Source organism: Pseudolysinimonas sp., from assembly GCF_044239695.1.
In the GTDB taxonomy this organism is placed as follows: Bacteria; Actinomycetota; Actinomycetes; order Actinomycetales; family Microbacteriaceae; genus Pseudolysinimonas_A.
The window spans coordinates 27,845-49,905 of the sequence record NZ_JBIIAW010000001.1 but is presented as its reverse complement, the minus strand read 5'-3'; the positions used below and the strand labels follow the sequence as shown (position 1 = coordinate 49,905).

Annotated in this window: 18 protein-coding genes; 9 read left to right on the top strand and 9 right to left on the bottom strand. The window is 71.9% G+C overall.

Annotated features, from left to right (window positions below; all coding sequences use genetic code 11):
• Positions 1–37 precede the first annotated feature (37 nt).
• Complete coding sequence (locus ACILQS_RS00240) at positions 38–1,267, bottom strand: mechanosensitive ion channel family protein (protein ID WP_395638083.1); 1,230 nt, start codon at positions 1,265–1,267, stop codon at positions 38–40.
• A gap of 70 nt (positions 1,268–1,337) precedes the next feature.
• Between ACILQS_RS00240 and ACILQS_RS00235 the strand changes: the two genes are divergently transcribed.
• Positions 1,338–2,720 (top strand): DUF2254 domain-containing protein, encoded by a 1,383-nt coding sequence (locus ACILQS_RS00235; RefSeq protein ID WP_395638082.1) that lies wholly within the window; start codon positions 1,338–1,340, stop codon positions 2,718–2,720.
• 6 nt (positions 2,721–2,726) lie between these two features.
• On the opposite strand, the gene ACILQS_RS00230 is transcribed toward ACILQS_RS00235, so the two are convergent.
• Complete coding sequence (locus tag ACILQS_RS00230) at positions 2,727–3,125, bottom strand: hypothetical protein (protein WP_395638081.1); 399 nt, start codon at positions 3,123–3,125, stop codon at positions 2,727–2,729.
• A gap of 44 nt (positions 3,126–3,169) precedes the next feature.
• Here ACILQS_RS00230 and purL point away from each other — a divergent pair, with 44 nt between their 5' ends.
• The gene (gene purL / locus ACILQS_RS00225) at positions 3,170–5,455 is read left to right on the top strand and encodes a phosphoribosylformylglycinamidine synthase subunit PurL (protein WP_395638080.1); all 2,286 of its coding nucleotides are present in this window, start codon (positions 3,170–3,172) and stop codon (positions 5,453–5,455) included.
• Positions 5,456–5,559: 104 nt separating this feature from the next.
• Here purL and ACILQS_RS00220 read toward each other — a convergent pair whose 3' ends face one another.
• From ACILQS_RS00220 to ACILQS_RS00210, 3 genes are read right to left on the bottom strand one after another with little or no spacing between them, the layout of a single operon-like run.
• A complete protein-coding gene (locus ACILQS_RS00220) occupies positions 5,560–6,504 on the bottom strand; it encodes an SDR family NAD(P)-dependent oxidoreductase (RefSeq protein WP_395638079.1) in 945 nt (314 codons plus the stop codon).
• On the bottom strand, positions 6,501–6,821 hold the full coding sequence (locus ACILQS_RS00215) for a chorismate mutase (RefSeq protein WP_395638078.1): 321 nt from the start codon (positions 6,819–6,821) through the stop codon (positions 6,501–6,503). Before ACILQS_RS00215 ends, ACILQS_RS00220 begins: the two co-directional genes overlap by 4 nt.
• A 10-nt stretch (positions 6,822–6,831) precedes the next feature.
• Positions 6,832–7,458: a GNAT family N-acetyltransferase gene (locus ACILQS_RS00210; RefSeq protein ID WP_395638077.1), complete on the bottom strand. Its 627-nt coding sequence runs from the start codon at positions 7,456–7,458 to the stop codon at positions 6,832–6,834.
• 32 nt (positions 7,459–7,490) lie between these two features.
• Between ACILQS_RS00210 and ACILQS_RS00205 the strand changes: the two genes are divergently transcribed.
• From ACILQS_RS00205 to ACILQS_RS00185, 5 genes are all read left to right on the top strand, one after another.
• Positions 7,491–8,129, top strand: a complete 639-nt coding sequence (locus tag ACILQS_RS00205) for a hypothetical protein (protein WP_395638076.1) — start codon at positions 7,491–7,493, stop codon at positions 8,127–8,129.
• A gap of 14 nt (positions 8,130–8,143) precedes the next feature.
• Positions 8,144–8,578, top strand: a complete 435-nt coding sequence (locus ACILQS_RS00200) for a helix-turn-helix domain-containing protein (RefSeq protein ID WP_395638075.1) — start codon at positions 8,144–8,146, stop codon at positions 8,576–8,578.
• Between the two features lie 13 nt (positions 8,579–8,591).
• Positions 8,592–9,005, top strand: a complete 414-nt coding sequence (locus ACILQS_RS00195) for a VOC family protein (protein WP_395638074.1) — start codon at positions 8,592–8,594, stop codon at positions 9,003–9,005.
• 79 nt (positions 9,006–9,084) lie between these two features.
• Positions 9,085–9,831 carry a sugar phosphate isomerase/epimerase family protein gene (locus tag ACILQS_RS00190; protein WP_395638073.1) on the top strand — a complete coding sequence of 249 codons (747 nt, stop codon included), beginning with the start codon at positions 9,085–9,087 and terminating at the stop codon, positions 9,829–9,831.
• Entirely contained in the window at positions 9,828–10,925 is a 1,098-nt protein-coding gene (locus tag ACILQS_RS00185) for a Gfo/Idh/MocA family protein (protein ID WP_395638072.1), read from the top strand. The genes ACILQS_RS00190 and ACILQS_RS00185 overlap by 4 nt, the downstream gene beginning before the upstream one ends.
• 21 nt (positions 10,926–10,946) lie before the next feature.
• Here ACILQS_RS00185 and ACILQS_RS00180 read toward each other — a convergent pair whose 3' ends face one another.
• From ACILQS_RS00180 to ACILQS_RS00165, 4 genes are read right to left on the bottom strand one after another with little or no spacing between them, the layout of a single operon-like run.
• Positions 10,947–12,206, bottom strand: a complete 1,260-nt coding sequence (locus ACILQS_RS00180) for a hypothetical protein (protein ID WP_395638071.1) — start codon at positions 12,204–12,206, stop codon at positions 10,947–10,949.
• Positions 12,203–15,118: a glycoside hydrolase family 2 TIM barrel-domain containing protein gene (locus tag ACILQS_RS00175; protein ID WP_395638070.1), complete on the bottom strand. Its 2,916-nt coding sequence runs from the start codon at positions 15,116–15,118 to the stop codon at positions 12,203–12,205. The genes ACILQS_RS00180 and ACILQS_RS00175 overlap by 4 nt, the downstream gene beginning before the upstream one ends.
• Positions 15,115–18,132: an alpha-mannosidase gene (locus tag ACILQS_RS00170; protein ID WP_395638069.1), complete on the bottom strand. Its 3,018-nt coding sequence runs from the start codon at positions 18,130–18,132 to the stop codon at positions 15,115–15,117. The genes ACILQS_RS00175 and ACILQS_RS00170 overlap by 4 nt, the downstream gene beginning before the upstream one ends.
• A 9-nt stretch (positions 18,133–18,141) precedes the next feature.
• Positions 18,142–20,142, bottom strand: a complete 2,001-nt coding sequence (locus ACILQS_RS00165) for an alpha-galactosidase (protein WP_395638068.1) — start codon at positions 20,140–20,142, stop codon at positions 18,142–18,144.
• A gap of 79 nt (positions 20,143–20,221) precedes the next feature.
• Here ACILQS_RS00165 and ACILQS_RS00160 point away from each other — a divergent pair, with 79 nt between their 5' ends.
• Entirely contained in the window at positions 20,222–21,304 is a 1,083-nt protein-coding gene (locus ACILQS_RS00160) for a Gfo/Idh/MocA family protein (protein WP_395638067.1), read from the top strand.
• The gene (locus tag ACILQS_RS00155; RefSeq protein WP_395638066.1) at positions 21,301–22,059 is read left to right on the top strand and encodes a ThuA domain-containing protein; all 759 of its coding nucleotides are present in this window, start codon (positions 21,301–21,303) and stop codon (positions 22,057–22,059) included. Before ACILQS_RS00160 ends, ACILQS_RS00155 begins: the two co-directional genes overlap by 4 nt.
• The last annotated feature ends 2 nt before the right edge of the window (positions 22,060–22,061 follow it).

The window sequence follows — 22,061 nt, the reverse complement described above, 5'->3', positions numbered from 1 at the left end:
CAACTCCCAGATGGTCGGTGGCGCGTTCCTCTCGACGCTACCGAGCCTGGTCGCGCGGCGACTCCCCCTCAGGGAGGAGTTCCGGGGCGACCGCGACCGCGCCGGTGTCCGCCGGCCGCTGGATCGGCACCGACTGCGTGAAGCTCTGCCCGCGTCGCTCGGCGCCCTCCGACCCGCTGAACACGCCTTCGTGCGGCTCCGTCGTCGCGCGCCGCCGGGTGCGCGCCGCGGGGTCGATCATCGAGACGCGCGTGCGCGGCAGGGCGTCCTGGTGCGTGTCGTGCAACCACTCGACCATCGCCTCGCGCACGTTGCAACGCAGGTCCCAGAGGGCTCCCGCGTTCTGGGCGGTGACCAGGATGCGCACCCGTACGAGCCCGCCGGTCGCGTCGGTGATCTGCAGCACCGACGAGCGGCGGTCCCAGAGCGGATCGGCGTCGAGCACCTCGGCCAGGTGCTCCCTCATCTTCGACGGGCTGACGGTCCAGTCCAGGTCGAGTTCGACGCTGCCGAGCAGCTCGCTCCCGCGGCGCGTCCAGTTCTGGAACGGGGTGGAGGTGAAATAGGTCGACGGCAGCACGAGCCGGCGGTCGTCCCAGACGTGCACGACGACGTAGGTGAGGGTGATCTCCTCGATGCGACCCCATTCGCCATCGGCGATCACGACGTCGTCGACCCGGATCGCGTCGGAGAACGCGAGCTGCAGTCCGGCGAAGACGTTCGCGAGGGTGCCCTGCGCCGCGATGCCCGCGACGACGCTCAGCACTCCCGCCGAGGCGAGCAGACTCGCGCCCACCGCCTGCACTTCGGGGAAGGTCAGCAGGATGGCGCCGATCGCCAGGATGCCGATCACCACGTAGATGACGCGCCTCAGGATGCCGACCTGCGTGTGCACGCGGCGGGCGACGCGGTTGTCGGCGACGTCGGTGCGATAGCCCGCGAGGACCCGGGCGAACAGCACGCCGACGATTCCGGCCAGCAGCCAGGCGCCAGCCGCGATCAGCGCGACCGCGAGCACGTGCAGGATGCCGCCCCGCCAGTCCGCGAGATCCGTGGGCAGCCACAGCACGACCACGATCGCGAGGGCGCCGAGCAGCACGAGCGCCCGGAACGGACGCCGCATCCGTCCCAGTAGCTTCGGCTCCCAGCCGCGTCGGCGGGCGACGAGCCGGATCGGGATCGCCACGATCGCGACAGCGACGACGGCGACCACGAGGGCGGCCGCGGTTCCCAGGGCGAATTCGCCCCACTCGTTCAGTTCGGGCACGTCGGGCTCCCTCTGCTCCCTCACCACGCTAGCTCGGGGCCCGCTGAGAGCGCGCGGCTAGCATTGCCCGATGGCTCACAGCGACCGGCGTGCCCGTGGCGACCGGCTCCGGTTCGCCTCGCTGCGGGAGAGCCTCGCCGCCCGACTGTGGCCGACCCCGGTCGCCGCGATCGTGGTCGCGGTCGCACTCGGCGTCGTGGTCCCGATCGCTGACGCAGCCCTCGACGACCGCATCCCCGGCTGGTTCGCGGCGCTCCTGTTCTCCGGCGGCCCCGACGCGGCACGCGCCGTTCTCGCCGCGATCGCCGGGTCCCTCGTGTCGGCGACGACCCTCACCTTCTCGCTGACCGTGGTCGCCCTGCAGCTCGCGAGCAGCCAGGCTTCGCCCCGGGTTCTCCGGCTCTTCGCGCGCGATCGTGTCGTGCACCGCACGCTCGCCGTCTTCCTGGCGACCTTCGCTTTCGCGCTCACGGTGCTGCGCACGGTGCGCGACGCCGACGACGAGGGCGACGCCGCCGTGCCGCGGTTCGCGATCACCCTCGCGTTCCTGCTGACCGTCGCGAGCGTCATCATGCTGGTGCTGTTCCTCGCCCACCTCGCCCGGCAGCTGCGCATCGAGACGGTGATGCGCGACGTGCACCGCGAGACGAGCGCGACGATCGATCTGCTCCGTGGCACCGGGGAGACCCCGGAGGACGACGCCGGCGCGGAGCCCCCGCCGCGGCCGGAGTCGGCGAGATCCGCCGACGCGACCGCCTCCGGCTTCCTCACCGGCACCGACCGGGAGCGGCTCGTCGACCTCGCCGTCGAGCACGATCTCGTGATCGAGGAGGTGCGTGCCGTCGGCACCAACGTCGTGGCCGGCACGCCGCTCGCCTTCTGGTGGTTCCGCGATCCACTCCGGCGGGGCGGCGTCGCGGACGCCGAAGCGCGAGACCTGGCTCGGGCGATCACGTTGGCGTTCGGGATCGCCTACGAACGCACCCCCACGCAGGACATCGGCTTCGGGCTGCGCCAGTTGCTCGACATCGCCACGCGGGCCGTGTCGCCGGGCATCAACGATCCGACCACGGCGGTGCACGCACTCGGACACGTCGCGGCCGTGCTGAGCGACCTCGCGCGGCTCCCCGAGCAGGCGCCCGTGCTCGTCGACGACGACGGCATCACCCGCCTGCTCGTGCAGCGCCATGAGTTCGCCGCACTGCTGGAAACCGGCATCGCCCAGCTGCGGCATTACGGGGCGGCGGATCCGGATGTCGCCGCACGGCTGTACGGCGCCCTGCGCGAGGTCGGCTATGCCTGCCGACGCGACGCCGACCGTTCCGCCGTCGAGGAGCAGCTCAGCCGTCTCGACGCGACCGTCGCCGCGCGGGACTTCGACTCCGTCGAGCGGGAGCGGTTCGCTCGCATGTCGGCGGATGCCCGGAGCGCGCTCGCGGGCATCTGGCGCTGAACGCCCTTAGACGACCGCCGTCAGCGCGACCGTCAGGGTCGCCGCGAGCAGCACGATCGTCGTCGGCAGCCAGATCGCCCGCTCGATGCGGCTGCGCGTGATCGTGTTGAGCACGACGGCGATCGCGAGCAGACCCACGACCACCCAGACGGCGACGGGCAACCAGGAATCCGGCAGCGGCGCCCACACCGGGATGCCGCCGTGCCGGGCGACGACGAGCGCGACCCCCGACCACACCACGGCGGCCACGACGCTGGAGAGGCGGAACTGCCGGGGCAGCACGCCCGGCGCCTGACCCCCGTACGCCGCTCGACCCCACGGGGCGCCTGCGGCGAGCGCGAGCTGGAAGACGACCAGCCCGGCGAAGAGGACGAGCGCGACGATGGCGGCGGCGAGGGTGAGCACGCTTGATCCTGCCAGCCTTTCGCGCGCCGGTAAGCTCATCCCCGATGATCGACTCGGTTGAGAACGCCGCCACCACTCCCGAGCGCGAGCAGCCCTACGCCGCTCTCGGACTCAAAGCCGACGAGTACCAGCGGATCCGCGACATCCTCGGCCGCCGCCCCACGTCGGGCGAGCTCGCCATGTACTCCGTGATGTGGAGCGAGCACTGCTCCTACAAGTCGAGCAAGGTGCACCTGCGCCAGTTCGGGGCGAAGGTCTCCGACGAGATGACGAAGAACCTCATGGTCGGCATGGGCGAGAACGCCGGCGTCGTCGACATCGGCGAGGGCTGGGCCGTCACTTTCAAGATCGAGTCCCACAACCACCCGTCGTACATCGAGCCCTTCCAGGGTGCGGCGACCGGCGTCGGTGGGATCGTGCGCGACATCATCTCGATGGGCGCGCGCCCGGTTGCGGTCATGGACGCCCTCCGCTTCGGCGCGATCGACCATCGCGACACCGCCCGCGTCGTGCCCGGCGTCGTCAGCGGCATCTCGTTCTACGCCAACTGCCTCGGCCTGCCGAACATCGGCGGCGAGACCTGGTTCGACCCGGTGTACCAGGCGAACCCCCTCGTCAACGCCCTCGCGGTCGGGGTGCTCCGCCACGAGGACCTGCACCTCGCCAACGCTCGCGGTGCGGGCAACAAGGTCGTGCTGTTCGGTGCCCGCACCGGCGGCGACGGCATCGGCGGCGCCTCCATCCTCGCCTCCGACACGTTCGCCGAGGGCGGCCCCACGAAGCGCCCTGCCGTGCAGGTCGGCGACCCGTTCGCCGAGAAGGTGCTCATCGAGTGCTGCCTCGAACTGTTCGCGGGCGACCTCGTCGAAGGCATCCAGGATCTGGGCGCCGCCGGCATCTCGTGCGCCACCTCCGAGCTCGCCAGCAACGGCGACGGCGGCATGGCGATCGAGCTGGATGCCGTGCTCCTGCGCGATTCGACGCTCACCGCCGAGGAGATCCTCATGTCGGAGAGCCAGGAGCGCATGATGGCGATCGTCACGCCGGAGAAGCTCGCGGGCTTCCTCGCCGTGACCGCCAAGTGGGATGTCGAGACGAGCGTGCTCGGCGAGGTCAACGACTCCGGACGCCTCACCATCACCTGGCGCGGCGAGACGATCGTGGATGTCGACCCCCGCACCGTCGCCGTCGACGGCCCCGTCTACGAGCGGCCGATCGTGCGGCCGACCTGGATCGACGCGCTCAACGCGGACACGGCATCCATGCTCCCCCGCCCCGCCTCGGGCGATGCGCTCCGGGCCGACCTGCTTCGCCTGGTGGGAAGTGCCAACCTCGCCGACAAGAGCTGGATCACCAACCAGTACGACAAGTACGTGCTCGGCAACACCGCGCTCTCCTACCCCGACGACGGGGGCATGGTGCGGGTCGACGAGACGAGCGGCCTCGGCTTCGCCGTCGCGACGGATGCCAACGGCCGCTACTGCTACCTCGACCCGTACCAGGGCGCGCAGCTCGCCCTCGCCGAGGCGTACCGCAACGTCGCCGTCACCGGAGCGACCCCGGTCGCGGTCTCGGACTGTCTGAACTTCGGCAGCCCCGAGAACCCCGAGGTGATGTGGCAGTTCGAGCGCGCGGTCACCGGTCTCGCCGACGGCTGCCTCGAAATCGGCATCCCGGTCACCGGCGGCAACGTCTCGTTCTACAACCAGACGGGCGACGTGCCGATCCACCCGACGCCTGTGGTCGCCGTGCTCGGCGTCATCGACGACGTCGCCCGCCGCGTGCCGTCGGGCTGGCAGGACGCCGGCGACAACCTCTACCTGCTCGGCACGACCGCGCTCGAGCTGGACGGCTCCGCCTGGGCCGGAGTCGTGCACGGCCACCTCGGCGGGCGCCCGCCGACCGTCGACCTGACCCGCGAGCGGGAACTGGGCTCGCTGCTGGCCGCCGCCGCGCACGAGGGCCTGCTCAACGCGGCGCACGACCTGGCCGACGGCGGTCTCGCGACGGCGCTGACCGACGCCGTGCTGCGCTTCGGCGTCGGCGCCCGGGTGTTCCTCGACGAACTCCGGGAGCGCGACGGGGTCGACCTCGCGACGGCACTGTTCTCGGAGTCGACCGGCCGCGTGCTCGTCGCGGTGCCGCGTGAGGAGGACGTCAAGTTCATGCGCCTCTGCGAGGGTCGCGGCTACCCGGTGTTGCGCATCGGCGTCACCGACACCGGTGGCGCGCTCGAACTGCAGGACCACTTCACGATCCCGCTCGACGAACTCCAGTCGTCCTCACGGTCGACCCTCGCCGACCACTTCGGCCCCGTCGTCGGCTACTGACCTTCACCGTGGGTTGAGTGCCGCGCGCAGCGCGGTGTATCGAAACCGTCGCCGAGTAGCCCGCGGGTGTGGTTTCGATACACCGGACGCAGTGCGTCCGGCACTCAACCCGCGGTGGGGACAGGGAACTCGACGCCCGACCACTCTTCGGCGAGCGTCCACAGCTTCGCGCCGAACTCCGGCGACGACGACGACGTGACGGGCGCCTGCACGACGGGGGTGCCCCGCATCCCGAGCATCTGCCCGGGGCCGTAGAACTCGCCCGAGTCCGCCGCCGGATCGATGGCAGCCCGCACGACGGGCCACGCCCCGTGGTCCTTGCCCTGGGCGACCGGCGCCGACAGGTAGCCGCCGAGACGCTGCCAGCCCTTCGAGTTGGTGATGACACCCGGGCGCTTCTCGGAGAGTTCGTTGACCGCGTACCCCGGATGCGCGAGCAGCGACTTTCGGGCATCCCCGGCGGCCCGCAGGCGCCGGTCGAGTTCGAACGCGAAACCGTGCACGGCGTGCTTGGAGAACGCGTACGCCCGGAACGGCCGGTACGTCCGTTCCGACATCAGGTCGTCGGCATCCAGCTTCGTCATCATCGTGGAGAGCGACCCGAGGCCGACGACGCGGTCCCGCAGCACCGGGAACAGCAGCGCGGTGAGCGCGAAGTGCCCGACGAAGTTGCCGCCGACCTCGAGTTCGAGCCCGTCCTTCGTCGTCTTGCGGCGCGCGGAGGCGACGACCAGTCCCGCGTTGTTGACCAGCACGTCGACGCCACCGAGACCCTGGATGTCGGCCGCCGTCTGCCGCACGGAGTCGAGCGACGTGAGGTCGAACGGCACGTGCAGCACCTCGGCGCCCGGCACCCGGGAGCGGATGGAGGCGATCGCCTCCTGCGCCTTCGGGGCGTAGCGGGCCGCGATCACCAGCCGGGCTCCGGTCGCGGCGAGCTGCTCGCAGGCCCAGTAGCCGATGCCGGTGCTGCCCCCGGTGACGACGATCGTGCGGCCGGCCTGCGAGGGCAGCTGCCGGGGATCCCAGGTCGCGATCGCGCCGCTCACGGCGTCGTCGAGATCGTGCCGGTGCTCGCGATCTGCTCGTGGTGATGGATGACCTCGGCCACGACGAAGTTGAACCACTTCTCGGCGAACGCGGGGTCGAGCTGGGCCTCGAGAGCGAGGGCCTTCAGCCGCGCGGTCTGCACGCGCTCGCGCTCCGGGTCCGACGGCGGGAGGCCGCGCTTCGCCTTGAGGCGCCCCACGCGCTGCGTCGCCTTGAACCGCTCCGCGAGCAGGTGGGTGAGCGCGGCGTCGATGTTGTCGATGCTCTGGCGCAGCTCGGCGAGTTCCGCGCGCGTCTCGTCGTCCATCTCGGCCATGCCCGAAATCCTACGCAAGCACGGGAGGCACGGCGTTCGCCAGCCGCGCCTCAAGTCCCGCGCGCACGGCCGGCCACTCGTCGATGAGGATCGAGTAGACCGCCGACCCGCGCCAGGTGCCGTCCGCGCGGCGGCGGTCGCGGCGCTGCACGCCCTCGAACGTCGCGCCGAGCTTCGTGATCGCCGCTCGGGACCGCTCGTTGCGGTCGTCGGCCTGCAGCTTCACCCGCCCGAACCCGTGGTCGAAGGCCCTGCCGAGCATCAGCAGCTTCGCTTCGGGATTGACCGGCCCCGCCCACACGCGCGGATCCCAGGCGGTCCACCCGATGTGCGCACTCTCGTTCTCGAGGTCGAGGTCGGCGAGACTCGACGCCCCGACGATCGTTCCGGCGTCGGGACCGGCCGCGAGACGCGCGACGTAGGTGACGCCTTGCTCGTGCGGGAAGTAGCGCGGCGCCCACTCGGCGAAGGCGGCCTCGTCGGCCGGCAGACCCGCCGGCCCGCCGCCGTACCCGCCGGCGAACACCTCGGGGCGCCCGAGCGCCGTCCAGAGGCCGGGGAGGTGCTCGACGGTGAAGGGTTCGAGGCGGATGAAGCGGCCGTCGAGGGGGCGACGATCGGGACGGGTGGCGCTCACCGTCCCATCCTTCCAGCCGCTACGGTGTGGCCATGTCCCGGTTCAACGCCCCCGCGTGGCGCGTCGTCGGCTCGTTCGTCTCCTGGTTCGCGTTCGCCTTCTTCTTCGGCGGGCTGTACCAGACGGCGGGGGTCGTCATCGGTCTCGGCGGGTACTGCGCGTCGGGCGGCCCGTACGTCATCGAGACCGAGTGCCCCGAGGCTGTCGTCGTCTTCGCCCCGGTCGGAATCTTCGGGATGCTGGCGGCCGCCGGCATCTCGGTGGTGATCGCCCGCGGGTTCGGCCTCTCGCTCCTGGCCTGGGCCTGGCCGATCCTCTTCGTCGGGCTCGGCGCTCAGTTCATCCTCGGTGCCGTCACCGGCGTCGGGGTCATCGGCAACATCCTCGTCGGGGTCATGTTCATCGTCATGGGGGTGGTGCCGGTGTGGTTCATCGTCAGCAGCAAAGCCCTCGTCGCGACGCTCGTCGGCTCGGTGAACGTCGCCGGGCAGCGTTTCGCGTACGACGGCACGCCCCGCCGCGTCTTCGGGCTCACCCCGGCGGCGCCCGACGAGGAGACGGTGCCGACGCCTGTCGACGGGGTCATCTCGCTGGGACTCTGGCTCGTCTCGGCCGGCCTCGGCGCGTGGCTGTCGGTGCTGGCGTTCACCGCCGTCGGCTCCGCCGGATAGCTACGCTTCCACGCATGACGCCAGAGGAGCTCGCCGACCTCGCGCATCTGCGTCGCGCCCGCGACCTCATCGATCGCGACTACGCCCGGCCGCTCGACGTCCCCGAGATGGCGCGGCGCGCGCTCATGTCGCCGTCTCACTTCGCCCGCCGCTTCCGCGCGGCCTACGGCGAATCGCCCTACTCGTATCTGATGACGCGACGCATCGAGCGTGCCCAGGAGCTTCTGCGCCGAGGGGGCCTGTCGGTGACCGAGGTCTGCCTCGCCGTCGGGGCCACCTCGCTCGGCTCGTTCAGCTCGCGGTTCACCGAGATCGTCGGGATGTCGCCCTCCGCCTACCGCGCGCTCGACCACGCGGGATGGAAGGCGCTCCCGCCGAAGACCGCCATGGTGATCTCACGGCCGAGCAGACTCAGCAGGATCCGAGAAGCGGCGGATGTCGCGCCCTGAGTAGCTTCGACCCATGACGATCACCATCTCGCATTTCCCGGTTCTCGCCCCCGACGTCGACGCCGCCGTCGCCTTCTACCGCGACGCGCTCGGCCTCGAGGTCGTGAACGACGTCCCCTACGGCGAGTTCCGCTGGGTCACCCTCGCGACCCCGGGCTCCACCGTCGGGCAGATCGTGATCAGCCAGCCGCATGCCGGACGCTCTCAGCAGGAGGGCGACCAGATCGCCGCACTTGTGAGCCTGGGCGCGTTCGGCCCGATCGTGTTCGATACCGACGATCTCGACGCCGCCTTCGAGAAGGCGCAGTCGTCGGGTCTCGGCGAGGTGCTGCAGGAGCCGATGGATCAGGGCTGGGGCGTGCGGGACTGCGCGTTCCGCGACCCCGCCGGCAACATGATCCGTCTCGGCGAGAAGCAGCCCGCCTGACCGCGGGGGCGGGTCAGGCTATTGGTATGATCTAAGGATCCACCCGGGCTGTCGAGCCGGGCCTGTCGACGGAGACGCCATGACGCGAATGCCCCTGTCTGTTCAGCTCTACACGCTGCGCGACGACCTGGCGGCCGATCCCGACGCGACGCTCGGCAAGGTGGCGGCGATCGGGCTGACGGCGGTCGAGCCGTTCGGGCTCGCCGAGTCGGTCGAGCTGCTCGCCGGGCCGCTCGCGCGCCACGGGCTCTCTGCCCCCACCGCCCACGCCGGCCTCGTCGACGGCGACCTCGACGCCGTCCTGACCGCCGCCGATCGCCTCGGCACCCGGCTCGTGATCGAACCGTTCATCCCGGTGGAGGAGTGGACCTCGCGCGACGACATCGCGCGTCTCGCTGACCGCCTCAACGCGGTGGCGGCCCGCTTCGCGCCGCACGGAATCGAGGTCGGCTACCACAACCACGCGTGGGAGCTCGAGCACCGTCTGGACGGCCAACCGGTGCTGCTGACCCTCGCCGAGCACCTCGACGACGCCGTGCGGATCGAACTCGACACCTACTGGGCCGCGGTCGGCGGCAGCGACCCCGTCGCCCTGCTCGAGCAGCTCGGCGCACGAGTGGCCGCCATCCACGTGAAGGACGGCCCGATCAGTCACGACACCCACGCCCAGCTGCCGGCGGGCGAGGGTGCGATGCCACTCGCGGCCGTTCTCGGTGCCGCCCCGGAGGCCCGCCGCATCCTCGAGTTCGACGAGTACGCCGGCGATCTCTACCAGGGTCTGGCGCTCGGCAAGGCGAACCTCGAGCGGATCGAGGGCGCGGCGTGAGCGGGCCGGTCGGCGTCGGCGTCATCGGAGCCGGCGTCATCAGCACGCAGTACCTGCCCAACCTCCGCGACGCGGCGGATGTCGACGTGCGCATGCTCGCGGACCTGGACGCCGACCGTGCCGCCGCGCGCGCCGCGGAGTTCGGTGTCCCGGAGAGCGGCACGGTGGAGCAGTTGCTGGCGCGGGACGACATCGACATCGTCGTCAATCTGACGATCCCGGCGGCGCACGTGCCGGTCGGGATCGCGGCGATCGCGGCCGGCAAGCACGTGTTCAGCGAGAAGCCGTTCGGTCTCGATCGCGATTCGGGGCGTGAGCTGCTCGCCGCCGCGGATGCTGCCGGGCTGCGGGCGGCCTGCGCACCCGACACGATCCTCGGTGCCGGGCTGCAGACCGCCCGTCGCCTGATCGAGTCGGGCGCGATCGGCACCCCGCTCACCGGGCTGAGCCTGTTCCAGGTCGCCGGGCCGGAGAGCTGGCACCCGAGCCCCGAGTTCCTCTACGCGCGGGGCGGCGGTCCGCTCTTCGACATGGGTCCCTACTACCTGAGCTGGCTCGTGCAGCTCTTCGGTCCGGCAACCCGGGTGATCGCCCGCGGCTCGCGCTCCCGCGCCGAACGCATCATCGGGTCGGGCCCGCGCGAAGGGACGGTGTTCCCGGTAGAGGTGCCGACGCACGTCGCGGGGATCGTCGACTTCGCGAGCGGGGCGAGCGCGCAGGTCACCTTCAGTTTCCAGTCGCCCCTGGAACGCGCGGGCGTGCTCGAGGTGTCGGGGACCGAAGGGGCGCTCGTGCTGCCCGACCCCAACAACTTCGACGGCGACTCGACGCTGTGGCGCGGCTCCGGCGAGTCGGCGCCGGTCCCGTCGACGGGAGCGACCATGACGCGCGGACACGGGGTGGTCGAACTGGCCCGGGCCATCCGCGCCGGTCGGCCGGAGCGCGCCTCCGGGCTCCTCGCCTTCCACGTGCTCGACCTCATGTGCGCACTCGAGGAGTCCGCCGCGCACGGGGAGGCCGTCGACATCCCGAGCACTGTCGAGGTGCCGCCGGCGCTGCCCGAGGACTGGGACCCGTTCGCCGCGACCCTCTGAGCGCCGGCTGACCCCGGCGGTCTACGGGCGCCGGTCGAACTCGACGCGGAAGTCGCTCACGTACACGTGGTCGTCACCGGCCATGTCCTTGAAGAACAGGCGCGCGTCGCGACCGAGCCGCAGTGAGGTGCGCCGCGCCGCGAGATCCTCCGGGCTGTCGGTCGGCTGCAGCGACGGGTACCAGAGGGTGTGACCGGGGCGGTGCACGATGCGCACCGGGGTCGACCAGTCCTGAGCGTTCGCCCCGTCGCCGAGGTGGCGGTTCGGGTTGATCGAGAGGTAGAGGCTGTCGCCCACCCAGAACGGGCCGTCGACCCGTCCCATGAGCATCACCCAGACGCCGAGGTGCTCGTTCCAGCTCACCGACGGACCCCAGTAGTACAGCTCGTCCCCCTGCGACACGGCCCCACCGCCCTCGCCGGTCGGGATGCGCAGACTCGCGATGGGCTGCCCGACCCCGTCCCAGGCGGCGGCGAAGGCGGTGCCGTCCCAGCGCCGCGCCGCGCCGGTGGGGTCGTCCAGTTCGGCGAGCGGGATCCGCGCCACCGAGATGCACTGCGCGGCAGCCTCGGCATCCCGATCCCAGGTGTCGGCCGACCAGGCCGTCGGGTAGGCGTACTCGCCGAAGAAGACGTAGAGGTGGTCGCCGTCGGCCACCGCGCTCGGGTCGCCCACCCCGCCAGGGAAGCAGTAGTTGCGATTGACGGGAAGGCGGATCATCCGCTCGTCGCGGTCCTCGAGCAGGATGCCGCGATCGGCCCAGCTCTCGCCGCCGTCGGTCGAGTGCATGATGCCGATGCGCGGCGCCGCCTGAACCGAGCCGTCGCCCTGGAGACCGGGCGGCCAGTCGGTGTCGCTCAGGCCTTCGCCGGTCTCCGGGTCGAACGGCAACGTCTCGGGGTAGTTCTCGTTGTGGTACAGCGCGTAGAGGGTGCGGCCGGAGGCGTCGGCGGGATCCTGGTAGACCGTCTCGAACCACACCGCGCCGTGCAGGCCCGGCGTCCCCCGAGGCGCGTTCGGCGGAAGCTCCGGGGTGCGGAACTCATCCGGACGCCGCTCGAACGCCTCGGCCACGGTCGCCCCGTCGGCGTACTTCAGGTGCGATCCGTCACCCCACACCGGATCCTCGCCGTACTTGCCCGGAAAGATGCGGAAGGTCTCGCCGATCCAGGCGGTCGCCATGTTGCAGTCGACGAAGGAGCCGAAGGTGAGCCGGTCGACGGGATGCAGGCGCACCACGATGCCGTCGACGCCGGTATCGATCTCGGTGGGTTCGGTCACTCGGGGCTCCTCGGGTCGGACAGCGAGAACAGCAGCGACCCGGTGACGCGCCGAGCCCGCAACCGGTACGGCGGCAGGACGCCCGGCCCGCACGCGGCCGTACCGACCCCGGCCTGCACGAGGTCGACGGTGACGTGCGTCCGGCCGTCGCCACGGAGCTGATCGTCGTGGTCGGCCGCCGCGAGTTCGGCCGCCGACCACGGTCGAGCGGTGATCGCCACGGGGTCGAGCGGACGCACCTCGAGGGCGGGTCCCGACGATCCCGAGAGGCGGGCCCAGTGGATGCCGCCGCGCGATCCGCTCTCCTGCGGGCGCACCGTGCGCTCGGGGAGGTCGGCGACCGCGGCGGTGTACCACCCCGCGGTCGCCGCCTGGCCGGTGTCGGGGTAGGCGGCACCGGGGCCGAGGCCGCACCAGTCGAGCGTGCGGCCGTCACCGCGGAGGGCGAAGGCGAGGCCCACGCGCGCCCAATGCGAACTCCAGCGCGGCCACGTCCCGCGCGGGTCGACGTCGAGGACGAGACGGATGCCGTCGCGGTGCGGGCTCCACGTCCAACGGGCCTCGACCCGGGCATCCGTAGCGGGCCCGCCGATGACGGTCTCGACGACGATGCGGTCGTCGCTGCGCTCCAGCCGGGTCAGTCGCGACCGGAGATCGTGCAGCCCGAGCCGCTCCCAGCGTTCGGCGTACGACGGGGCGTTGGGCTCCTCCCAGCCGCGGTGCCGGTCGTTGTCGGTGGGCACCCGGGCGAGTTCGAGCCGCCAGTCCTCGAGGGCGAGATCGCCGAAGGCCCGCGGGGCACCTGTCGCGGGATCGAGGTCCAGGTCACCGAGAGCCGTCGCGCGACGCGGAGCGGGCCGTCGCACGGCCTCGCCATCCTCGCAGCGCGCCTCGGTGACCCTCGCCACCACCCATCCGGCGTCGGCCCAGGGCTCGTCGCGGGCGAGCGTCGCGTCGACGACGAGCACCTCGCCGGCACCCGGCCGCTCCGGGAGGGCGATCTCGCCCTCTCCGCGCGCGGCGAGGGGCGCGAAGTCGAGGGCTCCGGACGCGCGCGTCCCGCCGGCGGTCTCGATGCGCCAGGCCAGCCCGAAGCGGGAGGAGTCGGCGTGGTCGAGGCGGGAGCGCACCTGCAGCATCCCCCCGGCGATCCGCAGGTCGAGGGGGGCGAAGACCGCGGCGAGGTCGGCGAGTTGCGGGCGCGGCGTGCGATCGGCGGCGACGAGTCCGTCGATCACGAAGTTGCCGTCGTGCACCGTCTCGCCGAAGTCGCCGCCGTATCGGGTGGCGACACCACCATCGGGGGTGTCGATGTGGATGCCGTGCTCGAGCCACTCCCAGACGAAGCCGCCCATCAGCCGGGGGTGCGCGTCGAACAGCCGCTGGTACTCGGAGAGACCTCCGGGGCCGGTGCCCATCGCGTGCGCGTACTCGCAGAGCACGAACGGCATCGCGCGACGCCGCGCATCCAGCTCGGGATCGCCGAGGGCGGGCTCCGTTCCGGCTCCGATCGCCGCGACCTCGTCGGGGTGCGCGTACATCCGCGACCAGACGTCGACGTGGGCGCAGGCCTGGTCGCCCTCGTAGTGCAGCAACCGGGTCGCGTCGCGCCCGCGGATCTCGTCCGCCATCGCCGCGAGGTTGCGTCCGACGCCCGCCTCGTTGCCGAGCGACCAGAGGACGATGCTCGGGTGGTTCTTGTCGCGCTCGACCATGCGTGCGGCACGGTCGCGGATCGCGGCTTCCCAGGCCGGGTCGTCGGTCGGGTTGCGGCGCCAGGCGACCTCTCCGAAGCCGTGCGTCTCGAGGTCGCACTCGTCGATGACCCAGAACCCGAGCTCGTCGGCCAGGTCGAGCAGCAGCGGGTCGGGCGGGTAGTGGGAGGTGCGGATGGCGTTGATGTTGGAGCGCTTCATCAGGGCGAGCTCGGCCTCGACGACGTCGCGCGGCACGTGCCGTCCGAAGCGCGGGTGGTGCTCGTGACGGTTGACGCCGCGCAGCTGCACGGGCATCCCGTTCACTTCGAAGACGCCGTCGCGGATGCCGACGGTGCGGAAGCCGGTGCGGGTCTGCACCGTCTCGCCGGGCGTCGTGACCCGCACCGTGTAGAGCACGGGATCCTCGGCCGACCACGCCGCCGCGCCCGGTACGGGAACTCTCACACCGGCCGGGATGTCGAGCCCTGTCTCGACGATCCGCACGCTCACCTCGGCGGATGCCGTGGTGACGTCGACGCGGATCGTCGCGACCCCGTCGAGCCACTCGGCGACCACGCGCACGTCGTCGACGGCGCCGTCAGGTCGTTCGCGCAGGGTCACCGAGCGGATGATGCCGGGCGCCCACCATTCGTCCTGGTCCTCGAGGTACGAGGCGGCGCTGAAGGTGTGCACCCGCACCGCGAGCAGATTCTCGGCGGCGAGCAGACCCGACACGTCGAAGGTCGTCGGCAACCGGCTGCCCCGGGTGGAGCCGAGCAGCGTTCCGTTGAGCCAGACGTCGCCCGCTCCTTCGACGCCGCCGAAGGTCAGGTGAGCCCGGGCGGGTGGGGCGTCGAGGGCGACGTGCAGCCGATACTCACCGACCGGGTTCGCGTCGGGCGGGAAGGGCGGATCGATCGGAAAGGGGTAACGCACGTTCGTGTAGGCCGGCGCGCCGTGCTCCCCCGCCACGAGTCCGGGCATGACGAAACTCGCCGGCACGCGAATGTCGACCCAGTCGGCGTCGTCGAGCTGCGGGTCGGCGAGGTCGGGGGTGGCCTCGGCCGCCGTCGCCGCGAACCGGAACCGCCAGGTGCCGTCGAGCACGACCTCACGCGCGTCGGTCGTCAGACTCGCCGCGGGTGCGACAGCACCGGGCGCGGGCCGGGGATCGGCGAGCGGATGGGGCGCGACCGGGCGCCCGTCGGCGGTCATCGGGCCACCACGCCGCGGAAGCGCACCGTGCGGATCTGGAACGCGCGGAAGTCCAGGTCGAGCGCGGCGCCGGCCGCGGTGGGCTCGCCCTCGAGCGGGCGCTCGAGCAGGTCGGTCACCTCAGCCAGGTCGGCCGATCCGTCGAAGGCCAGGGTCGTGCGGGCCCGCCCGCCGAGCGACTCGTAGAGCCGCACGACGAGGTCGCCGCTGCCGTCTTCCGCGAGCTTGACCGTCTCGACGACGACCGCCTGGTGGCTCGACGTGACGATCGGCAGCACCGGGGCGGTCGCGCGCACGGCGCGCACCGGGTTCGCCAGGTCGTACCCGAGGGCGACGGCATCCGCGATCGCCGAGCCGGGCCGCAGCCGGAAGCGCAGCCGGTGCTCACCCTGGTCGGATTCCGGGTCGGGGAAGCGCGGTGCCCGGATGACCGAGAACCGCACCGTCGTCGTCGTGCCGCCTCCGGACCGCGTGCGCCGGTCGACGTCGTAGCCGTAGGTGGAGTCGTTGGCGATCGCGACGCCGTAGCCCGGCTCGCCGACGTGCAGGAACCGATGCTGACAGGCCTCGAAGCGCGCGGCATCCCAGCTGGTGTTGACGTGCGTGGAGCGGAACAGGTGCCCGAACTGGGTCTCGGCGGCCACGCGGTCGGCGTGCACGTCGAGCGGCACCGCGAGCTTCAGGATGCGCTCCTGCTCCCGCCAATCCACGGCGACGTCGAGTTCGACGGCATCCGCTGCCGGCCGCAGGACCACGGCGAGCTCGATCGTCGAGTCGCCGAACCGGCGGATGCTGACGACCCGGGCCGTGCCGTCGGCATCCCGGTCGAGGCGCACCTCGTCGGCGATGTCGAGTTCGGTCACGGTGCGGCGGTAGTGGGCGTCGAGGTCCCAGGCATCCCAGAGGTTGGGCAGGTCGCGGTGCACCCGCAGCGCGGCCGCCGGGTCGCCCACCGGGATCGCCTCGCGGCCGTCGGCGTGCGCGACGAGCGAGGTCACGCGGCCCCCGGCGTCGACGACGACGCGCACGACGCCGTTGTCGAGGACGTGCCCCCCGTCGGCCTCCGTGGAATCGACCGCATTGCCGGCCACCGCCGACCCGGCGCCGAGCGCGGGCACACCGGCCCGGGCGAACGGCGCGGAGTTGACGGCGAGGAGGTCGCCGTCGGCCGAACCCAGCACCGCGAGGGCATCCGTGATGATCCGCTCGAGCGTCGCCGAGACTGCGGCGTGCCGGCGCTCGGCTTCGCGGTGCACCCAGGCGATCGCCGAGCCGGGCAGGATGTCGTGGAACTGCAGCAGCAGCACGTCCTGCCAGGCCGCTTCGAGCTCCGCCCGCGGGTACGCCGCGCCGGTGCGGAGGGTCGCGGTCGCGGCCCAGAGTTCCGCTTCGCGCAACAGCCCCTCGTTGCGCCGGTTGCCCTGCTTCGTGCGCAGTTGCGACGTGAAGACGCCGCGGTGCAGCTCGAGGTACATCTCGCCCGACCAGACCGGCGCGTCGGGATACTCGGCCTCGGCCTGCTCGAAGAACGACCGGGGCGATCCGATCGTCACCTTGGGCGAGCCTTCGAGGTCGGCGGTGCGGTGCGCGGCGGCGATCATCTCGCGCGTCGGGCCGCCGCCGCCGTCACCCCAGCCGAACGGCACGAGCGAGATGCCCGCCCGGCCCTTCTCCGAGAAGTTGCGCTCGGCGTGCGCGAGTTCCGCACCGGAGATCTCGCTGATGTAGGTGTCGGCCGGCGGGAAGTGCGTGAACACGCGGGTGCCGTCGATGCCCTCCCACCAGAAGGTGTGGTGCGGCATGCGGTTGACCTGGTTCCACGAGATCTTCTGGGTGAGGAACCACTTCTCCCCGGCGAGCGCGACGATCTGCGGCAGCGCCGCCGAGTAGCCGAACGAGTCGGGCAGCCAGGCCTCCTCGCACTCGACGCCGAACTCCTCGAGGAAGAACCGCTTGCCCGCGATGAACTGCCGGGCCATCGCCTCCGAGCCGGGCATGTTGGTGTCGGATTCGACCCACATCCCGCCGACCGGCACGAACCGGCCCTCGGCCACCTTGATCGTGATGCGCTCCCAGACCGCGGGGTGGTGCTCCTTCATCCAGAGGTACTGCTGCGCCGACGAGCAGGCGAAGACGAAGTCGGGATGCTCGTCCATCAGCGTCATCACATTCGTGAAGGTGCGCGCGCACTTGCGCACCGTCTCGCGCAGCGGCCAGAGCCACGCGGAGTCGATGTGCGCGTGCCCGGTCGCGACGATGCGGTGGGCGGAGGCGTTCGCCGGGGCGGCGAGCGCCGGCGCGAGCGCCGCCCGTCCGGCGGCGGCGGTGCCCGAGACGTCGGTCGGGTCGACGACATCCAGCATGTCCTCGAGGGCGCGCAGCACGACATGGCGTCGGGTCGAGTCGGCGGGCAGCTCGGCCATGAGCCCGCGAAGCGTCCACACGTCGCGGCTCAACTCCCACACGGCGACGTCGAGCAGGGCGATCTCGAGCTGGGCGAGCGAGTACAGCGGGTCCTCGGGCGAGGTCTCCCACTCCCCGTACGGCGTCGGCTCGAACGTGTAGTCCCCCGCGACGTCGGGGTTCGCGGCGGCCTCGAGGTAGAGGTCGATCGGCCCTCCGGCCCACGGCAGGTACGAGTTCAACGGTGCGATCGACTTGATCGGCGTGCCGTCCGGCCGGTAGGCGAACGCCTCCGCCTGGAATCCGGAGCGCGACCGGTTGTACCCGAAGTCGACGAGGATCTCGGCGCGCGTCCCCTCCGGCGGCCCGTCGGCCCAGGGCGAGGTGCCCGTCACATGGAACCACACCGTCGACCACGCGCGGCCCCACCGCCAGCCGAGCGGCACGGGGTCGAACGGCTGCGCGATGGCCTCGGCGAACGGCACCGGCTCGCCGGGGGCGACCCAGGCGGTCGCTGTCAGCGGGTGGGCGTCACGATAGACGGCGGGCTCGAGCTTGTCGCGCACGAAACGGGCGAGGCGGGCCTCGACGAGGGCGGTGTCGGTGTGCATGGGGCTCCGTCAGAGTCGGTCGACGGCGACGAGCCAGGACGAGACCGCCGGCTCGCCGACGAGCGGGATGCCGTCGGCGAGGAGGTCGGCCCCCGTCGCCTCGGTCGCGGCGTCGGTCGCGAGATCGGTGACGCGGTAGCGGGACCCCGGGTCGAGCTCGACCGGACGCACCACGGGTCGGCGTTCGCCCCCCTCGAGCGTGAGCGCGAGCACGACGTGCCGGTCGTCGGCTCCCGTGAGCTGGATCGCGGGAGCCCGCTCCCCGCGACCGCCCCGCTCCGGGCTCTCGGTGAGCGGCCGCAGGACGCCGTCGCGGATGACGGGCGTGAGAACGTCGCGGTAGAGGGCGAGGTGCACGCGGAGGCGCTCGAGCAGGTCGGGCCGCAGTTCGGGGAGTCGCAGGCTCGCGCCGAAGCGATGCACCATCGCGGCGCGGAGCATCCGATCGAACTCGGCGGTCGACAGGTTCGCCCAGTCGCGCTGCGACGGGGGATGCTCGCCGCGCCACTGCGACCACGACCAGTGCAGGATGCCGACCGGCGGCAGCACGCGCCGTGCCCCCCACAGCACCTGGAGGTGGTGCTCGGTGTAGTCCGGGTCGCTCAGGAAGAACGCGTGGACGTGCCGCGCGAGGCCGAGGTCGATGCGCAGGCCGCCCGAAGCACAGGACTCGAGCACGATCCCGGGGTGACGGGCGCGCACTTCGTCGAGGACGGCGTACAGCCCCAGGTAGTGCCGGTAGAGCCCGTCGCCTTCCCCGTGTCCGTGGTCGGTGCGGCGGCAGCCGGCGTCGGGGTCGATGTTGAAGTCGAGCTTGATCCAGCGCGATCCGGTGCGCTCGATGAGCCGCGAGATCGACGAGAGCACGTGGTCGCGACCGGCTTCGGACCCGAGGCAGACGTACCCGAGGAAGGCCGGGTCGTCGGCGTCGACGGAGACCGTCATGAACCGGTAGGACGGGTCGGGACGCGTGCCGTCGGAGAGTGCGAGCAGCTCGGGTCGCTCGGCTCGTAGCTTCGAGGACCGACCGACGGCCTCCGCCTCGATCCACATCCCCGCGGCCAGGCCCGCGGCGCGGATGCTGTCGCCGAGCGCCTCGAGGCCCGAAGGGAATCGCGCTGAGTTGACCGAACCCCAGTCGCCGCGCTGCTCCTGCCAGTCGCTTCCCGCGTCGGCCGCTCCGAACCAGCCGGCGTCGACGGTGACGACGTCGAAACCCAGGTCGGCGGCGAGCGCCGCGTTCTCGGCGATGATCTGCTCGGTGACCTCGACGTCTTCGTAGGGCCACCAGTGGTTCCACTCGCGCGGGAGCTCGTCCGTCCACGACGTGCGCGGAAGCCACTCGGCCGCCACGGCGCGTTGCACGGCGACGGCCGCCTCGTCGAGATCGTCGGCGACCGCGACGACGACACTCGGTGCCTCGAGCTCGTCGCCGGGCGCGAGGTCGACTCGGAATCGCCACGGTGAGATGCCCGCGGTGACGTGGCCTTCGGCGAGCGCGTGGATGTGCCAGTTGCCGCTCCACGCGGGAAGCACGGCGATCGCGGCTCCGTCGCGCTCGAGTCCGAGGTAGGGGTCGTGACCGTTGCTCGAGCGACCGGCGCGCGCCTCGAGCACCAGGTCGTGCGACGTCCACCCGGTCACCGGGCGGAACTCGTCGCCCCACGCAGAGCGGTAGCCGAGCGTGCTCCACTCGCCCTCGACGTGGAGCCGGAGCGGGTCCATCCGGGTGATGACGACGGGAGCATCGCCGTCGTTGCGCAGCCGCAGCGTGAACTCCCACACGGCCTGTTCGCCGATCCGGCGGGCACGCCACTCGGCGTGGACGCGCGTGCCGGCGAGGTGGCCCGAAATCGTGCCGTCTCCGGAGCGAGGTGCGTCCCACGCGGAGATCGCACGCCCGTCGACTTCGACCAGGACGGCCTCGGAATCGCTGAGCGGGCTGCCGGCCAGCGCCACCGTCACCCGTCCACCGTCATCGGCCCGGGCACGCACCATCGCGTCGTTCATCGTCGATCCTCCGTTAGAGTTCTTACATCATACCTAAAGGCCCGCGGGACTCCCAGGGTCCGATCACGATGAGGTGAGCATGACCACTCCCACCCCGCTCCGCGTCGGCGTCGTCGGCCTCGGCTACGCCGGCACGACCCACCTCGAGTCATTCGCCGGCATCCCCGGCGTCGAGGTGGTCGCCCTCGCCGGCAAGGAAGCCCCGCGCCTGGCGGAGCTCGGCGCGACGCACGGCATCCCGTCATTGCACGCCGACTGGGAAGAGCTCGTCGACCTGCCCGACCTCGACATCGTGAGCATCGCCACCCCGAACGTGCTGCACGGGCCGATCGCCCTCGCGGCCCTCGCGAGCGGCAAGCACGTCTTCTGCGAGAAGCCCCTCGCCCTGACGGCGGCGGAGGCGCGCGCCATGGTCGCCGCCGCGCACGAGAACGATCGCGTGCTCGAGGTCGCCTTCAACCACCGCCGCCGGGCCGACGTGCAGTTCGCCCGCCGCTACCTCGACGAGACCGGCATCGGCCGGATCTATCACGTGCGCGCCTCGTGGAAACGGCGCTCCGGTATCCCCGGGCTCACCTCCTGGTTCACGAGCAAGACGATGGCCGGGGGCGGCGCGCTCATCGACCTCGGCCCGCACGTGCTGGACTCGGTGCTCTTCCTGCTCGGCGAACCGCGGGTCACCGCCGTGAGCGCCGTCACCCACGGCGAACTCGGCCGCGCCGGCTACGGCGCGATGAACCGACAGGAGCAGATGGCGAGCGAATCGGGTCTGTTCGAAGTCGAGGATCTCGCCAGCGCCTTGCTGCGGCTCGACGACGGGGCGAGCATCGCGTTCGAGATCAGCTGGGCGGGACACACCGTCGACGACGAGGACATCTCGATCGAGCTGCTCGGTGTCGACGCCGGCATCCGCATCTTCGTGCCGCGCTACCGCGGCGAGGACACCGTGCGCATCTACCGCGACGTCGACGGCGAGGAGGTGACCCTCGCGCCCGAGGTGATCGTGCCGGGGGGCGAGCATCCTCTGGTCATCGCCGAGTTCGTCGACGTGGTGCGATCCGGTGACTGGGCCGCGCACCACGGCGACTTCGCCCTGCACCGCACCGAGGTGCTCGACGCCTGCTACCGTTCGGCCGCCGAAGGACGGGAGGTCACGCTGTGACGACGACGCCGATCCGGGTGACGGTCTGGAATGAGAACATCCACGAGCGCCGAGTGGGCTCGCACCCCGCGGAGCTCTACCCCGCCGGCATCCACGGCGCGATCGCCGACGGGCTGCGCGAGCTGCTCGGCTCCTCGGTGGAGGTGCGCACGGCGACGATGGAGCAACCCGAGCACGGGCTGCCGCAGGAGGTCGTGGATACCACCGACGTGCTGCTCTGGTGGGGCCATGAGGACCACCCCGGTGTCGCCGACGAGGTCGTCGACCGCGTGCACGACGCCGTGCTCGGCGGCATGGGCCTGCTCGTGCTGCACTCCGGCCACTACTCGAAGATCTTCAGGCGCCTGATGGGCACCACCTGCTCCCTGCGCTGGAGTCCGGATGTCGCGCGCGAGGTCGTCTGGACGGTCGCGCCGACGCATCCGATCGCCGTCGGCGTTCCCGATCCCCTCGTCATCGACGAGCAGGAGATGTACGGCGAGTTCTTCGACATCCCCGTGCCCGAGGAGCTGATCTTCCTCTCGACGTTCTCCGGCGGCGAGGTGTTCCGCTCGGGCGCGACCTGGACCCGCGGGTTCGGCAAGGTGTTCTACTTCTCGCCCGGCGATCAGGAGTACCCCGTCTACCGGCACCACGGCATCCGTCGCGTGCTCGCCAACGGCGTGCGCTGGGCCGCGCCGGTGCGCCGTGGGCCGCGGCTCGACGCCACGATGCACCGCCGCGGCTGGGTCGACGGGACGCCGCTCAGCGACTGACT

Excerpts from the sequence above, each read along its gene's own strand:
- ACILQS_RS00235 (WP_395638082.1), top strand. The coding sequence starts at position 1,338 with ATGGCTCACAGCGACCGGCGTGCCCGTGGCGACCGGCTCCGGTTCGCC.
- purL (WP_395638080.1), top strand. The coding sequence starts at position 3,170 with ATGATCGACTCGGTTGAGAACGCCGCCACCACTCCCGAGCGCGAGCAG.
- ACILQS_RS00215 (WP_395638078.1), bottom strand. The coding sequence starts at position 6,821 with ATGGCCGAGATGGACGACGAGACGCGCGCGGAACTCGCCGAGCTGCGC.
- ACILQS_RS00205 (WP_395638076.1), top strand. The coding sequence starts at position 7,491 with ATGTCCCGGTTCAACGCCCCCGCGTGGCGCGTCGTCGGCTCGTTCGTC.
- ACILQS_RS00200 (WP_395638075.1), top strand. The coding sequence starts at position 8,144 with ATGACGCCAGAGGAGCTCGCCGACCTCGCGCATCTGCGTCGCGCCCGC.
- ACILQS_RS00195 (WP_395638074.1), top strand. The coding sequence starts at position 8,592 with ATGACGATCACCATCTCGCATTTCCCGGTTCTCGCCCCCGACGTCGAC.
- ACILQS_RS00190 (WP_395638073.1), top strand. The coding sequence starts at position 9,085 with ATGACGCGAATGCCCCTGTCTGTTCAGCTCTACACGCTGCGCGACGAC.
- ACILQS_RS00175 (WP_395638070.1), bottom strand. The coding sequence starts at position 15,118 with ATGACCGCCGACGGGCGCCCGGTCGCGCCCCATCCGCTCGCCGATCCC.
- ACILQS_RS00170 (WP_395638069.1), bottom strand. The coding sequence starts at position 18,132 with ATGCACACCGACACCGCCCTCGTCGAGGCCCGCCTCGCCCGTTTCGTG.
- ACILQS_RS00165 (WP_395638068.1), bottom strand. The coding sequence starts at position 20,142 with ATGAACGACGCGATGGTGCGTGCCCGGGCCGATGACGGTGGACGGGTG.
- ACILQS_RS00160 (WP_395638067.1), top strand. The coding sequence starts at position 20,222 with ATGACCACTCCCACCCCGCTCCGCGTCGGCGTCGTCGGCCTCGGCTAC.